The 13,403-nt window shown below is 52.0% G+C and carries 11 protein-coding genes; 8 read left to right on the top strand and 3 right to left on the bottom strand.

Annotation, left to right across the window (positions count from 1 at the left end; all coding sequences use genetic code 11):
- The first annotated feature begins 91 nt into the window (after positions 1-91).
- From MKX64_RS05835 to MKX64_RS05810, 6 genes are all read left to right on the top strand, one after another.
- Positions 92-1,015 (top strand): ABC transporter ATP-binding protein, encoded by a 924-nt coding sequence (locus MKX64_RS05835; protein ID WP_341035508.1) that lies wholly within the window; start codon positions 92-94, stop codon positions 1,013-1,015.
- Positions 1,012-1,719: an ABC transporter permease gene (locus MKX64_RS05830; protein WP_341035507.1), complete on the top strand. Its 708-nt coding sequence runs from the start codon at positions 1,012-1,014 to the stop codon at positions 1,717-1,719. The genes MKX64_RS05835 and MKX64_RS05830 overlap by 4 nt, the downstream gene beginning before the upstream one ends.
- Before the next feature lie 14 nt (positions 1,720-1,733).
- Entirely contained in the window at positions 1,734-2,468 is a 735-nt protein-coding gene (locus MKX64_RS05825; RefSeq protein ID WP_095267186.1) for an ABC transporter permease, read from the top strand.
- A 398-nt stretch (positions 2,469-2,866) separates the two neighbouring features.
- A complete protein-coding gene (locus MKX64_RS05820; RefSeq protein WP_095267187.1) occupies positions 2,867-4,177 on the top strand; it encodes a sugar ABC transporter substrate-binding protein in 1,311 nt (436 codons plus the stop codon).
- A gap of 92 nt (positions 4,178-4,269) precedes the next feature.
- Positions 4,270-5,583 (top strand): carbohydrate ABC transporter permease, encoded by a 1,314-nt coding sequence (locus MKX64_RS05815; RefSeq protein ID WP_095267188.1) that lies wholly within the window; start codon positions 4,270-4,272, stop codon positions 5,581-5,583.
- Positions 5,583-6,425, top strand: coding sequence for a sugar ABC transporter permease (locus MKX64_RS05810; protein WP_095267189.1), 843 nt, complete (start codon positions 5,583-5,585; stop codon positions 6,423-6,425). Before MKX64_RS05815 ends, MKX64_RS05810 begins: the two co-directional genes overlap by 1 nt.
- 166 nt (positions 6,426-6,591) lie before the next feature.
- Here the strand turns inward: MKX64_RS05810 and MKX64_RS05805 are convergent, their stop codons facing one another.
- A complete protein-coding gene (locus MKX64_RS05805) occupies positions 6,592-7,680 on the bottom strand; it encodes an NAD(P)-dependent alcohol dehydrogenase (RefSeq protein ID WP_341035506.1) in 1,089 nt (362 codons plus the stop codon).
- Positions 7,681-7,749: 69 nt separating this feature from the next.
- Positions 7,750-8,193: a hypothetical protein gene (locus MKX64_RS05800; protein WP_095267191.1), complete on the bottom strand. Its 444-nt coding sequence runs from the start codon at positions 8,191-8,193 to the stop codon at positions 7,750-7,752.
- A gap of 492 nt (positions 8,194-8,685) precedes the next feature.
- Between MKX64_RS05800 and MKX64_RS05795 the strand changes: the two genes are divergently transcribed.
- Both MKX64_RS05795 and MKX64_RS05790 read left to right on the top strand, forming a co-directional pair.
- Entirely contained in the window at positions 8,686-9,303 is a 618-nt protein-coding gene (locus MKX64_RS05795; RefSeq protein WP_095398641.1) for an alpha/beta hydrolase, read from the top strand.
- 402 nt (positions 9,304-9,705) lie between these two features.
- On the top strand, positions 9,706-11,295 hold the full coding sequence (locus tag MKX64_RS05790; RefSeq protein ID WP_095398642.1) for a response regulator transcription factor: 1,590 nt from the start codon (positions 9,706-9,708) through the stop codon (positions 11,293-11,295).
- Between the two features lie 152 nt (positions 11,296-11,447).
- On the opposite strand, the gene MKX64_RS05785 is transcribed toward MKX64_RS05790, so the two are convergent.
- The gene (locus MKX64_RS05785; RefSeq protein ID WP_095398643.1) at positions 11,448-13,268 is read right to left on the bottom strand and encodes a cache domain-containing sensor histidine kinase; all 1,821 of its coding nucleotides are present in this window, start codon (positions 13,266-13,268) and stop codon (positions 11,448-11,450) included.
- Positions 13,269-13,403: the final 135 nt, after the last annotated feature.

Genomic DNA, 13,403 nt, shown 5'->3' with positions numbered 1-13,403 from the left:
GATGTTTATTCCTTATTTACCTGTTATTTACCTTGCGTTGCTACACTTGAGGTGTCGACGATGCTACTTCTTGAGGGAGGAATAATAAGGGATGACAGAAGAATATGCGATCGATACACATCAGCTAACACGCAAGTTTGGACAACGAGAGACGGTCAGGCGGATCAACTTGAAGGTTCCGAAGCGGGAGGTCTATGGATTTCTAGGACCGAACGGCGCTGGGAAAACCACGACCATTCGGATGCTTCTCGGGCTGATTCGAGCTTCATCAGGGAATATCCGCATTCTGGGCAAGGATCTGAACGAGAATCGTATGGAGATTCTGAAGGATGTTGGCTCTCTGGTCGAGTCACCATCTTATTACGGACATCTATCCGGCTATAAAAATCTGAAAATCGTTACACTGATGCACGGAATGCCGGAGTCCAGAATCAACGAGGTGTTAGCATGGGTTCGGCTCGAGCAGGCGGCACACCGTCCGGTAAAGAGCTACTCGCTTGGTATGAAGCAGCGACTCGGCATCGCGATGGCGCTTATTACGAACCCTAAGCTGCTGATTCTGGACGAGCCGACGAACGGATTGGACCCGTCCGGTATTCAGGAAATTCGCGAGTTGATCATGCGGCTGCCGCGTGACTTTGATATTACGGTTTTGCTCTCCAGCCATCTTTTAAGCGAGATTGAACAGGTGGCCACCTACGTAGGGATTATTAATCAGGGGGAGCTGATCTTTCAAGGACCGCTCCAGCAGTTAACGGAACGTAGCAAGCCTTATGTATGGGTGGAAACGGACCGACCAAGGGAGGCCGCTGCTGCGTTAAACGGTCAAGGATGGGATGCGGAGCCGGATGAAGCAGGAGGCCAGCTTCGAACCTCCGTGACCTACCGGAAGGAATCGGCCGAAATGATTCGATTTCTAGTCCAGCAGCATTACGATGTTTACCGGGTAACGGAGAAGAAGAAGACGCTGGAGGAGATTTTCCTGGAATTAACCGGTCAGGAGAACAGCTTATGAAGCTTACGTTATTGCATGCGGAAGGTCTCAAGCTGAAGCGATTATGCCGTCTTATACCGCTTATTCAGGGCATCATTCTCATCAGCATGACGGCGCTGGAGTGGTATCTGTATTTCCGTCAAGGACCCGGGGGAGTCTATGCAGGCTTTGCGGTGATGTATATGTTTTTGTCGTTTGTCTTTTTACTAGGCATTACGCTGCTTGCCAGCATTATGGCAGGCACGGAGCATGAAACGAGAGCGTGGAAGCAGCTGCTCGCTATGCCTGTTCCTAAGGGATCAATATACTTAGCAAAATTGGTGTGGATCTTTCTGTTGCAGCTATGTACCGTGGTGATCACGGTTGTGGGCATGTGTGTCATCTGGGTGCTGTATACCAATGAACCGATCCCGTGGAAAATCATGATATTGCAGCCGCTGTTCGTCAGCTTGTCGTCCGTGCCGATGATGGCGATCCAGTTGTGGCTGTCCACTGTGTTTGCCAATCAGGCGCTGCCGCTCGCTCTGGGAATATTCGGCTCCGTCTCCAGTCTGTTTCTGGCCCGCAGCAGTTCACCGGTCATTCATCTTCTTCCTTGGTCCTATCCCGCGTTATCGAGCCCGCTCATCCCTGGCCATATGCAGTGGATCGGGATTTCGCTTGGTGTAGGACTCATGCTATCGATTCTGGGAACGCTGATGTTTACCAGAAGAGAGTTTGAATAGGGGAGGCGGGATCCATGAACATGCTGTTACGTGCAGAAACGATGAAAACGCAATGGAGAGTCGTCATACTGCTCATTCTGCTGGATACGCTGATTAACGCATTGATGGGGATGGAGCAGCTGGATAGCTTAAAAGAATTCTTCCCGCCAAGCTGGATGAGTCTGTATATCCACAGCGTCAATCTTCACGCGATGTTTTTCTATCCACTCTATTGCGGCATAATCGCCTCATTGCTGTGTATGTACGAGCATAGGGACGGGGGGTGGAAGATCGCATTGGCCTTTCCTGGCCCGAGATATCACATATTTTATGCCAAATACCTGGTGTTGATCGGCATATTGGCGGTGGTGCAGCTGGTGTTTATGCTGGGTTATCTGGCAGCCGGGAAGCTCGCTCATGCGCCAGGCAGCATTCCTTGGGGCACGCTGGCCTACACGGGGTTCGGAGGATGGCTGGGTATTCTGCCGCTTGCTGCCTTGCAGCTGATCGTGTCGATCAAGGTGCGGAATTTCGGAGCCTCGCTGGCCTTGGCGATTGGTTATGTTGTTCCCAATATTGTATTCACAGGCTTTCACTCCACCATCGGTGCCTGGCTACCGTTCACGATTCCCTATTATGTAATGATGCCGCAAGAGGCCATTTATGCACCAAGAGTTGAACCGTACAGCCTGTGGGCGATTGTATTCTTCACAGGAGGCCTGTATCTGTGGCTGGGCCAGCGTTTTTTTGAGCGAAGAGACTGGTTATAGTCTGAATATATTGCCGTAATAAGCCCCGGTGCGACGATGCGCCGGGGTTATGCCGTTATGTTGTGCAAACCATAAGCAATGAGGAAACATAGGAGTCCAAGCCGAATGCAATATTTCTTGTGCAAACGCGGTATTTTTAAAGTAGTATACGAAAAAGCCAGATATTAAAAGAAAACGGAAGATAACAGCAGATAACCAAGCACTTCTGCCTTATGCAAACGTTTTTACAACTGAAAGGAATGTTGTATGATAATTTCAGTGAATGAAGCGCTTTCTTGATCGGCTTTTTCGGCTGTTATCCACATTGAAGCGATATTGACAGAATACGTCTGGCTTTTTGTGAAATCGTTTGCGCTGAATTCGAACTTATTCATATTTATTGAGAGGGGTATCGGGGAATGAAGATGAAAAAGATATTGGCGCTGATCTCAACGTTTACGCTGGCATTGGTTACGGCATGCGGTGGTGGCGGAGGAGCAGCACAGCCGGAATCACCTGGGAATACGGAGACTCCCCCTGCTCAGGAATCGCAGGGCGAGACGGCAGTACCTGAGCTTCTGCCGGAAGAAGGAGCCAAGCTGGTCGTGTGGGAGAGTCGCGATGAACGCGCCTACACGGACGCTGTGGCCAAGGAATTCACGGAGAAATATGGCGTTGAGGTGTTGGTTGAGGAAGTTAACCCTACCGACCAATTGACCAAGCTGGGACAGGACGGACCAGCGGGACTGGCTGCTGATGTGGTCGTATTTCCACATGATAGCCTAGGTAAGGCGGTTACCTCTAATCTGGTTATGCCTAATGATTTTTTTGAGGAGAAGACAAGAAACAACAACACCGAGGCGGCTATTCAGGGCGTATCCTATGACGGTGTGCTGTATGGCTATCCTCGCGCGGCAGAGACATACCTGTTGTACTACAACAAGGAGCTGGTGAGTGAACCGCCAACGTCGATGGAAGAAGTCATTGAGTTCAGCAAGACGTTTACCGATAAGTCCAAAAACCGGTACGGCTTCATGTTCGAAACCGGCAACCTGTACTTTGCTTATCCGTTCCTTGCTTCCACTGGCGGCTACATTTATGGAAACGGTGGCACGGACATTAACGACATCGGCATTAACTCCGAACAGACCCTGCAAAGCATGGAGGTCTACGCCAGCCTGCGGGAGATTCTGCCGGTGAAGTCAGGCGACATCACGCCGGACATTAAACGCGGTCTGTTCACATCCGGTGATCTGGCGATGGATATCAACGGTCCGTGGGAGCTTGGCGGCTACAAGGATGCGCTCGGCGACAATCTGGGTGTTGCTCCAATCCCGAGCATTGGCGGGCAGCCGGCCGTATCCCTATCCGGAATTAAAGCCTGGTATGTCAACTCATACAGCCAATATCCGCAAGCGGCCCGTTTGTTCGCCGACTTTGCCATCTCGAAGGAAGCCCAGCTGAAGCTGAGTGCGCTGGTCGGATCGGTGCCAACGAACAATGAGGCGCAGGAAGATGACCAGATCAAGAATGACGAGTATATCTCGGCCTTTACGGAGCAGTTCCGTTCCTCTGTGCCGATGCCGTCTATCCCGGAAATGGCCAACGTCTGGTCGCCTGTAGGCGCGGCTTTGGCTGAAATCTGGGACAACAACAAGGATATTAAGGAAACGCTCGATAAAGCGGTATCCCAGATCAAGGATCTGAATAGCGGCGGAGCCGCCAAATAACAGACCATTCGCCAATAATGAATAGGAAGAATCGCGCCCGCCTGGAACAGGCGGGTGATTCCTCGATGGATGGGAAGGAGAATGGAGGGAGCATGCGTCAGCATCGAACAATAGCAGCTGTCTTATCGGCTTTCTGCATGGGGCTGGGCCAGCTGTACAATCGTCAATGGATCAAGGGCCTTATGATGGTCCTGGTCGGTGGATACGCAACGTATTATTTTGCCAACAACCTTGGGCCGGCGATCCGGGGAATGATTACGCTTGGGGAGCACGGCAGCCGGCTGGAAAAGGTGAACGGATTGACCCAGATGGTCCCGGGAGACCATTCGATCAATCTGCTGATTGAAGGGTTGATCACCTTAATGGCGCTTGCTATTTTCCTGATCGGACATTATGCCAATATTCGAAATGCGTATAATACCGGCAGAAAGAGAGAAGAAGGAATCGCGCCGAACAATTTCAGACAGACGCTGAATTATATTTTTGAACAGAAGTTTGCCCAGTCTTTTCTGACGCTTCCGGCCACGGGCATTCTGTTCTTCACGATCATGCCAATTATCTTCATGATTTTGCTTGCCTTCACTAACTATTCGGCACCGAACAATTTGCCGCCGGCCAAGCTGGTGGATTGGGTCGGATTTGAAACCTTCAGAAATCTGGTGGCATTGAAATCATGGAGCCATACCTTCTTCGGCGTATTAACCTGGACGCTCATCTGGGCGGTACTGGCAACGGTGACGACGTATTTTGGCGGGGTTCTCGTTGCACTGCTAATTCAGCAAAAGGGCATCCGCTTCAAAAGCGTATGGCGCGTCATCCTCATTATCCCGTATGCGATCCCGCAGCTCATCTCGCTGCTCGTGATGCGGAATATGTTCAATGGTCAATTCGGCCCGATCAATCAATATTTGGGTTACTTTGGTCTTGGCGGGCTGCCGTGGCTGACCGATCCGTTCTGGGCGAAAGTGACGGTCATCCTTGTCAACATGTGGGTCGGCATTCCGGTATCCATGCTGCTGGTGATGAGTGTGCTGACTACGATTCCGAAGGATCTGTATGAGGCGGCGGAGGTGGATGGAGCGACCGGCTTCCAGAAGTTCCGGATTATTACCTTGCCGATGATTCTGTTCTCCACAGCTCCGATTCTGATCGCGCAGTTCGCCGGGAATATCAATAACTTCAACCTGATCTTCCTGCTGACCAACGGCAATCCGGCGGTAGGCGATTATCAGTACGCGGGGGCGACCGACTTGCTCGTAACCTGGCTCTATAAGCTGACGCTGGATCAGCAGAGATACAATATGGCTTCGGCGATCGGGATCATTATTTTCCTGATTATTGCCACCTTCTCGATCTACAATTATCGTCGAACCCGATCCTTTAAAGAGGAGGATATGATTCAATAATGGGAATGAAAATGAGAAATGCCATTCGATTGACGTTGAGCTATATTGCATTGGTTATCTTGGCGATCGGCTGCATTTACCCGGCGTTGTGGATCGTGCTGTCCTCACTCCGTCCGGGAAAATCGTTGTACAGCCCGACGTTGATTCCCGAGACGTTCACGCTGAATCATTACAGGGAACTGTTCACCTCGCAGTCGTTCCTGTTCGGGACCTGGTATATGAACACGCTAAAAATCGCCTTTTTCTCGATGGTGATCGGGACGATTCTGGTGCTGCTTACAAGCTATGCCGTCTCCCGTTTCCGGTTCAAGGGACGGCAGAACGCGCTGTCCATCATTCTGGTGCTCGGGATGTTTCCAGGATTCATGAGCATGATCGCTTTGTATATTTTGCTGCATTCCCTGGATCTGCTGAACACGCATATGGCGCTGATCATCGTATATTCCGCGGGGGCGCCGCTTGGCGGCACGCTGATTATGAAGGGCTTCCTGGACACGATCCCGCGAAGTCTGGATGAAGCGGCGAAGATGGATGGGGCGACGAACTTTCAGATTTTCCGCCAGATCATTCTGCCCCTGTCAAAGCCGATGATCACGTATATGTCGCTTACGCTGTTTGTCGGGCCTTGGGTTGACTTTATTTTTGCCCGGCTCGTGCTGCGCACGAAAGAGAATTGGACGCTGGCGGTCGGACTGTGGGATTTGGTCAATTCGATGCAGGACAGCAACTTCACCTTGTTCGCGGCAGCATCGGTGCTGATTGCGCTGCCGATCACACTTCTGTTTGTCTTCCTGCAGCGACTGCTTGTAGACGGCATGACGGCGGGAGCGAGCAAGGGGTAAGGCTGCTTTCGCAGACTTCAAGTGACTCGTGGATAGTTACGGCGGTTCAATGAAATAGAGAGTACAGGCAAAGCGGCCCCTTCCAGCACAGCAAACGGACTTCAAGTGCAAAGACTTGAAACGGTGTGGAAGGGGTGCTTTGCTAATTCAGATTAGAGGATGGGCTTTACTGAATCCTTAAAATCGGTTTGATGACCTCACCGGATTTGGAAGCCGAGAATGCTTCATTAATCTCATTGAAATCAAAGAACTTCACGAGCTTATCAAAAGGAAACAGCCCTCTTTTATAGTAATCGACGAGCTGAGGGATGAAGATTTGAGGAATGGCATCGCCTTCAATGACCCCCAGCATGGTTTTTCCTTCGGCCATGATATCGTTATGCACATCGATCGTCATTTCGGGCGTAACGCCAACAATGGCTGAAATTCCTAGCGGTCGGAGTGCTTGCAAGGACTGACGAACGACAGGCGGAACCCCGGTTGTATCGATGGCAAATTCGGTTCCTCCATGCGTGATGGCTTTGATTTCCTTGACGACATCAACTTCTTTGCCATTAAGCGAATGGGTGGCACCGAGCTCCTTAGCCAATTCAAGCCGATTCTCGTGCACATCCACAGCGATGATGTTTTTGCAGCCCACAATTTTAGCAGCCATGATGGCACTTAATCCGACAGCGCCCGTACCATAAATCGCGATCGATGATCCAAATGGAGGCTGAAGTTTGTTTAATACCGTTCCCGCACCGGTTTGGATCCCGCACCCAAGCGGTCCTAAGAGGGCTAAATCCACATCTTCGTCAACCTTCACGATGTTGCGCTCGTGTGATATGGCAAAGGTAGCAAATGACGATTGGCCGAAGAATGTCGATAACGACCGTCCATCCTGCGACAACCGATGGGTATGATCATCATGCACGCCGCCAAAATTAAGATCATTAAAGGTTTCGCAGACCGTTGGGTGTCCGGTAAGGCAGTTGCGGCAATGACCACAATGTGCAAAGGAGAGAACGACGTGGTCTCCTGGTTTGAATTGGGTAACATTGTCACCGATCCTCTCCACGATGCCTGCTCCTTCGTGGCCTAATACGGCTGGAAGCGGGGCAATGGCCGCATCACGTGCCACGGCATCAGTATGGCATACGCCGGAAGCAACGATTTTGACCAATACCTCATTGGCCTTGGGCTCTGCAAGCTCGATCTCATCTAATACAAAATCTTTACCTTGATCCGGTGTGATTGCCGCTGTAATTTTCATGGATAATCGTACTCCCCTTAATTTTTGGCTTATTATTAGCCAATGGGGGGTAATTTATTTTCCCACTCCTCACTCCTTTGCCTCAATTCGATCTATCAGGTCTCTCAGGGCATCAGCGGATTGCCCAGGTTGAAGAAAATAGGAAAAATTCGTATCTGATACGACAAAGTAGCTTCCATACCCGCCAAAAATAAGAGTTTTCGCGGTCCCATCCTTCAATTTAATGATGACATTTCGATAACCTACTTCCGTTACCGCGCCCGGACTCTCTGCATGGTATGCCGTGTTTATGAAGTTAATGAACGTCTGTAAGTCATCCGGATTGGTCATTTCTGTCTCGTTTCCTTCAGCACCTAAGATGATTACAGCAGCTACATCTTGTAATGGGACGTTGAACTCAGGTATGACCGGTTCTTCTGAAGTCGGCTTTGTCGTGTCTGATGCGTTGCCACAAGAAACGACTAACGTCAGGATAACTCCCCATAGCACTATCCAGATCCTTTTTCGGCTCATAATTGTTCCTCCATATCATTCAGGGGTAATACTCTTCTGACGTCATATGAACCGCAAAGTTACATCAATCATCTAAGTTCAACCACACCACAATATGAACGTCATGCCCGTTCAGCTGCCAGAATGCTGCTAAAACTGGAGGATTGACTAAAAACATCGAAAAAAATTGTGAAAAATAACAAATGATCCGCTGACAACCTATAGGTCTTTTGGTATAATGAGTGTTGTTACGGGGGAACACGTACGGACTATATAGAGAACAGCAAGCAAGGGAGTCTTCTGCTCAGAAGCTCCCTTGCTTTCGTTTGTTCGCAATTTGCTTTTTCGGGAACCGTTGTGGTAACATGTTGTTAAATATCTCGAAATTAAGATAAATATGTCGAGTGGTATAAGAAGTGCCGTAACGGGAATGAGAAGAAGGAATCTGGTGTTAAGGATGGATTGGGCTTGGGCTTGATCAATATGCCTGATCGATGAAAGGAGATCATACAGATGGAACATCAACATATTTACCAAAAGGGGTCATCCCCCGATGCCCCTACACTGCTGCTGCTGCACGGGACCGGAGGGAACGAGCGGGACTTGCTGCCGCTGGCGGAGATGATTTCACCCGGCTCGAACGTGCTTGGGGTACGCGGCAATGTGCTTGAGAACGGCATGCCCCGGTTTTTCCGGCGGCTCGCTGAGGGGGTCTTCGATATCGAGGATCTTGTTAAACGGACATGGGATTTGAGTGCATTTCTCGATTCGGCTGCGGAGGAATATGGATTTGATCGCCGTCGTGTCGTCGCTGTCGGTTATTCCAACGGGGCGAACATTGCGGCCAGCCTGCTGTTTCATCAAGGGGATGCGCTGATGGGCGCGATTTTGCATCATCCGATGGTGCCGCTGAGAGACAAGGAGCTGCCGGAGCTTGGCGGCGTGCCGGTGTTCATCGCGGCCGGGAAGCGGGATCCGATCTGCCCTCCGCAGGAGTCGGAGGATCTGAACGAGCTGCTGGCGGGCGCAGGCGCGGATGTGAAGCTGTACTGGGTGAATGGCGGACATCAGCTGACCCGAACCGAAGTGGAGGCGGCAGCACAATGGTTTCAGGAGAAGTTTGAAGCATAATCATGTTGGCTCAACCCATGCTTTGTTGAAGTGATCGTAGGGACCCTTCATTCCGCGCAGCGGCATACTTTGCTGGAAATGGAACAACGGATTTCTGACAGGGGCCCCTATTCATTCACGAGCTGACAAGCGATTGTGAGAGATGGGCCGATCACATGGATGGCGAAGACGGAGGCGAGAAATTCGCCTCCGTTTTTTGCTGTTCACATCTTCGCTCATGATGCCAGGACCCATCTGTGAACGGCTGCTAAGCCTGGATTTTTTTCGATGGATAGTGCGTCAAGCCTACGTATTTTCGAAGACAATTATGATATAATAACCGCAATTTAGCGAGACAGGTCACTGATTTCTCTTCTATAGGCAGACGAACAGGCTAGCCCAAGATAAGGGAGGGAACTTCCAATGAACAAGGTGCTCATTGTGGATGACGAAAGGATTGTACGGATCGGTTTCAAATCGATGATCAACTGGTACCAGCATGGTTTCGAGCTGGTCGGGACGGCCAAGAATGGGGCGAATGCGCTCGATATGGTCGAGCAGTATAGCCCGGACATCGTGTTCACCGATCTGAAAATGCCGCAGATGGACGGTCTGGAGCTGATTCGCCAGCTGAAGCGGCGACGTTACAGAGGCAAGATTGTCGCGCTCACCAATTATGCCGAATACGAGCTGATCCGGGAAGCGATGGTGCTTGGAGCTTCCGATTACCTGCTGAAGGTTGCCTTGAATCCGGATGACCTGCTGGTCGTCCTGAACAAAATGATGACAAAGCTGTCTGATGAGCGCAGACAGATCGAAGAGGACATCCGGCAGGAAATGACGCAAAGAGAACGTCAGGCCATTATGAAGAACATGTTTTTTAGAACATTTCTGCTGCGTCCCGAGACTTCGGCGGCATCTGCGGAGCAGGAGGCGGCCGAGCTGGGCATCGTCTTGGCAGAACGGCCGGTATCCGTCATCTATCTGGAGCTGGACAGTCAGGATCCGGTGCTCGTATCAGGGAAGTATGCCGAGCGCAAGCTGCTGTCGCTGGTCATCCGCAACATTGCGGATGAGGTGTTCGCGGGCCGAAGCGGGACGGAGCTGGTTGAACTTGGGCCTGAGCAGTGGCTCGCCGTGGTGCCAATGGGCGTTGATTCCCATGCCCAAGGCATGAAGATGGCCAGGTCGCTTGTCGACACGGCCCGCTTATATACCGGGCTGAACCCGTGCGCGGTCGTCGGCGTTTCCACCGAAGGCCTGGATCAGCTCAGGCAGGTGTTTCGTCAGTGCCGGGAAGCGGTGCGGGTCACCTTTTACAAGGGATACGGATTTGTGGAGCCGGCGGTTAGCGCCGAATCCTTCCGCGAAAGCGATTTCAACAAGCTTGTTAAGGAGCTGCTGGAGATGCTGCAATCGTCCGAGCCAGAACGTTTCCAGACAGTGATAAGCCAAATAGGTGCGTTGGCGGCGGCGGAGCGGACCGAGATCAGGCAGCTAAAGCAGTGTGCCGTCAATGCGGTGACAGCGGCCAGGGAGCTGATGCTCGGTGCTTCGGAACCTGACGGCGCATGGCTCAAATCGGTGCAGCAGTCCCTCGAGGCAGCCCGCACTGTCCAGGAGCTGGAGCAGCACTGGCAGGATGCGGTTCAACAGCTGCTTGCGATGAGGAAAGAGCAGTTCCGGGGACAGTACCGTCAGGAAATCCGCAATGTCATCCTGTACATGGAATCCCACCTGCAGGACAAAGTTACGCTCGAGGACATCGCCAGGGTGGCGGCGCTGAATGAGAGCTATCTCTGCCGCCTCTTCAAGCAGGAGACCGGACACAACCTCTTCCAGTATTTAAGCGACCTTCGGATCGAGGAGGCCAAGCGGCTGTTCCGCTCCACGGCGCTGTCCGTGAAGGAGGTCGCGGCACGGGTAGGCATTGACAATCCCTTCTACTTCAGCCGCCTGTTCAAAAAAAGAGTGGGGCAAAGCCCCAACCAATACCGAGGCAGCCACAGCTAAGCCAGGTGCAGTCATCTGGCAGCTCGTCCTGCCATGCCCCGGCGGCCGTGGCGGGATGATATGCCGCGCTTGCTAAGGGGAGGTTGCGGTAGGTTGCTGCGTATATCCCGATGCCCGCTAACGTGCATCCAAGCCAAGTGCAGTCAAGTGCATCATGACGTGCCGTATTGCACCGGCCTGCCCATGTCCGGGTTCAGGGGCAGCGTCAGCGTTGTGGTTGTTCCCCGTCCCGCCTCGCTCTCGATGTGTAATCCATATTCCTTGCCAAAATAGAGCTTGATCCGCTCCTCCACATTATGGATGCCGATATTCGCAAGCCGCTCTCCATGCCCGCGCTGCTCCCGGCGCAGCCTGGACAGCTGCATCTCATTCATGCCTGCACCGTTGTCCATAATGACGATCTCCGCACAGCCGCCCCGGCTGCGGCAAATGATGCGAATTTCACCGCCGCCCTCCGCTTCGCTTAGTCCGTGAATAATGCTGTTCTCCACAATCGGCTGAAGCAGAAACTTCAGCACGCGATAATGCCGAAGATCCGGGTCCACCTCATAATGAACCTCGAAGGAGCCGTATTTAATCTTCTGGATGATGATGTAGTTCTTGATATTGTCGAGTTCCTCCTCAAGGGTAACAAACTCCGCTTTGTCCACAATCGTATTGCGCAGCAATTGGGCCAGCGCGCCAAGACCATCTGCAACACCGCCTCCGGTCTGACTGATCATGGCCGCCCATTTGAGCGAATTCAACGTGTTGAACAGAAAGTGCGGGTTGATCTGGGCCTGCAGCATTTGCAGCTCCGTCTCCCGCTTGGCCTTCTCCTCTGCCTCGGTCTGCGCCAGAAGCCGCTGGATTGTCAGCACCATGTCGTTAAAAATCTGATGGATCGTGCCCACCTCATCACGGCTGTCGTCCTTGGCCTTCACGTACAATTCTCCGTCCTGGATTCTTCTCATGGAGGAAACGAGCCGCGCCAGAGGCCGGAGTATCGTGGAGGAGAGGTAGTAGGAGCAGCCGCAGGCCAGCACAAGCACGATCAGGCAGACGACGGCGATGTCCAGCCGAATCGCATAGGTCTCGCTGTTCAAGTAATCGTAAGGAATGAGACTGACGAGATACCAATCGGCAAAAATATCAAACGATGCGGACACCAGATATTTTCCGGACATGAACTCCACCGAATGCATCTGCTCGGTGTCCATGGCGCTGCGGATGATGGGCTCGAGCAGGCCATCGTCTACAATCCCGTATCCGACCGGCAGCGCGGAGCTGCGGCTCGACAGAATCTGGCCCTCGCTGTCGGTGATAAAGGTCATGGAGCCTTCGCCCATATCCAGCTCATGGTACAGCTTCTGCGAGTAGAAGGCTTCGTCGATCAGAATATGGACATAGCCCAGCCGCTGCGACCAATTGGAGGTGGAATTGACCGGGCGGGACAGCAGGATGCAGGGCACGCCTCTTTTGGTCATGGCATGTCCAAGCACATAGCCGCCATTGCCGCTCGCGTCGATAATCTCGTTCTGGGCGGTCAGATAGCGGACATCCACCGCATCGTAGCCGAGATCAAACACGGTGTCGCCCGCCGTTGTTGTAACGATCACATTCTTGATGCTGCTAAGCATTTCGTATTTATCCCGAAGGATGGCGTCGATCTTCACGGCAATATCCCGCTTGGCGGTATCGTCATAGCTCAAGTAATGCTGCATGGCCGACTGGATGACCGGGTTCAGCGTAAGCTGCTCGGACAGCAGCACGAACTTCTGATTCTCGGCGCGCACCTTGTCCTTGAGCAGGCTCATGATCTGATAGGAGGAGGTGTTCATTTTGGTGAAGATGGCGTCACTGGATTTGGAGATCGAGAAGAAACCGATGGTGATCAGCGGAAACAGTGACAGGATGAGAAAGGAGTACAGCAGTCTGGACCTGATTTTGATACGTCGAATCCACTTGCCAAGCGCATTCCAATGTCGGCTCATCTGATATGGCGGGCCCCTTCCTTTGTTTTTGACCCCAGTATAGCAAAATGCCCTCCCTCGAATGCCCGCCCCCTGCAAAGTTATCAATAAAAGATATGAAAAAGTAAATGGAGTTCATTTCAGCCGGAATAGGGG

It is taken from the genome of Paenibacillus sp. FSL M8-0334 (assembly GCF_038000405.1).
In the GTDB taxonomy this organism is placed as follows: Bacteria; Bacillota; Bacilli; order Paenibacillales; family Paenibacillaceae; genus Paenibacillus_AQ; species Paenibacillus_AQ campinasensis.
This window is presented reverse-complemented; position numbering and strand designations above follow the sequence as displayed.

Excerpts from the sequence above, each read along its gene's own strand:
- MKX64_RS05810 (WP_095267189.1), top strand. The coding sequence starts at position 5,583 with ATGGGAATGAAAATGAGAAATGCCATTCGATTGACGTTGAGCTATATT.
- MKX64_RS05830 (WP_341035507.1), top strand. The coding sequence starts at position 1,012 with ATGAAGCTTACGTTATTGCATGCGGAAGGTCTCAAGCTGAAGCGATTA.
- MKX64_RS05795 (WP_095398641.1), top strand. The coding sequence starts at position 8,686 with ATGGAACATCAACATATTTACCAAAAGGGGTCATCCCCCGATGCCCCT.
- MKX64_RS05785 (WP_095398643.1), bottom strand. The coding sequence starts at position 13,268 with ATGAGCCGACATTGGAATGCGCTTGGCAAGTGGATTCGACGTATCAAA.
- MKX64_RS05825 (WP_095267186.1), top strand. The coding sequence starts at position 1,734 with ATGAACATGCTGTTACGTGCAGAAACGATGAAAACGCAATGGAGAGTC.
- MKX64_RS05800 (WP_095267191.1), bottom strand. The coding sequence starts at position 8,193 with ATGAGCCGAAAAAGGATCTGGATAGTGCTATGGGGAGTTATCCTGACG.
- MKX64_RS05790 (WP_095398642.1), top strand. The coding sequence starts at position 9,706 with ATGAACAAGGTGCTCATTGTGGATGACGAAAGGATTGTACGGATCGGT.
- MKX64_RS05835 (WP_341035508.1), top strand. The coding sequence starts at position 92 with ATGACAGAAGAATATGCGATCGATACACATCAGCTAACACGCAAGTTT.
- MKX64_RS05820 (WP_095267187.1), top strand. The coding sequence starts at position 2,867 with ATGAAGATGAAAAAGATATTGGCGCTGATCTCAACGTTTACGCTGGCA.
- MKX64_RS05805 (WP_341035506.1), bottom strand. The coding sequence starts at position 7,680 with ATGAAAATTACAGCGGCAATCACACCGGATCAAGGTAAAGATTTTGTA.
- MKX64_RS05815 (WP_095267188.1), top strand. The coding sequence starts at position 4,270 with ATGCGTCAGCATCGAACAATAGCAGCTGTCTTATCGGCTTTCTGCATG.